This window comes from Pseudomonas sp. AGC41, assembly GCF_057334555.1.
Map to the genome: position 1 here is coordinate 1 of NZ_JBHFJB010000125.1, position 1,117 is coordinate 1,117.

Annotated in this window: 1 protein-coding gene; it reads left to right on the forward strand. The window is 60.5% G+C overall.

All coding sequences use genetic code 11. The features are described from left to right. Positions 1-183: 183 nt before the first annotated feature. Positions 184-1,089, forward strand: a complete 906-nt coding sequence (locus ACE04F_RS21545) for a helix-turn-helix domain-containing protein (RefSeq protein WP_486107769.1) — start codon at positions 184-186, stop codon at positions 1,087-1,089. The last annotated feature ends 28 nt before the right edge of the window (positions 1,090-1,117 follow it).

Below are 1,117 nucleotides of genomic sequence, written 5' to 3' on the forward strand. Positions count from 1 at the left end.
CGCCGCCGGGACAACTTCACCGGCAGCATGCTGCGCCATCACCAGCACAAGAGCACCCAATACATGTCCCAGTGGATTGAAGAAAAGAACCGCAACAGCTGAACCGGCCTTCATCCCGGGGCTGGAACCCGGACGGCGAAGGGGGCATTATCCAGCGGCGATAACAACAAAAGCGCCAGGCCCATGACCCGCACAGCCAGAGTCACCGACCCTTCCTACGAGTTGATGGACGACCACAACGGGCTGTCCATCATTTATCGCCAGCACGGTTTTCCTTGCCCGCTGGTGCGCTGGCATTTCCACAAGGAATACGAGCTGCACCTGATCGTCGCCAGTTCGGGCAAGGTCTTCATCGGCGACTACATCGGCAATTTTTCCCCGCAGTCACTGTTCCTTACCGGCCCCAACCTGCCCCACAACTGGATCAGCCAGGTGGCGGAGGACGAAGTGGTGCCCAAGCGCGACATGCTGGTGAACTTCACCGATGAGCTGTTTGAAAGCGGCAACCAGGTGTTCGCCGAGCTCAAGACCCTCGCACCGCTGCTGGAACGTGCCCAGCACGGCATCGAATTTCGCTGCAAGCGCACCATCCGCCAGGCCATGACGTTGATGCAACGCATCGCCGATGCCCAGGGCATGAGCCGGCTGGGCTACTTTTTCATCCTGATGGAGCTGCTGGCGGCCTGCGAAGACTTCCAACTGCTTTCGGGCGCCACCACGCCACAGGCGGCGGACGAGCACAGCATTGACCGCACCAACCGCGCGGTGGATTACATCTTCGCCCACTACGCGCGGGAATTGCCCCTGGAAGAAGTCGCCGAGCACCTGGGCATGAAACCCACCTATTTCAGCCGCGTTTTCAAGCAAGCCACGGGGCGTTGCTTCATCGAATTCGTCAACCGACTGCGCATCAGCAAGTCCTGCGAGTTGCTGGCCGATGGCGATAAACCGGTGACCGATGTGTGCTTCGAGTCGGGCTTCAACAATATTTCCAACTTCAACCGGCGCTTCCAGCAACTCAAGGGCATGACGCCTTCTCATTATCGGCGGCTGGCGGTGCAGCGGTTGACCGAGCAGAACCAGGCCTGACCCTTGTGGGGGGGGGGGGGGGGGGGGG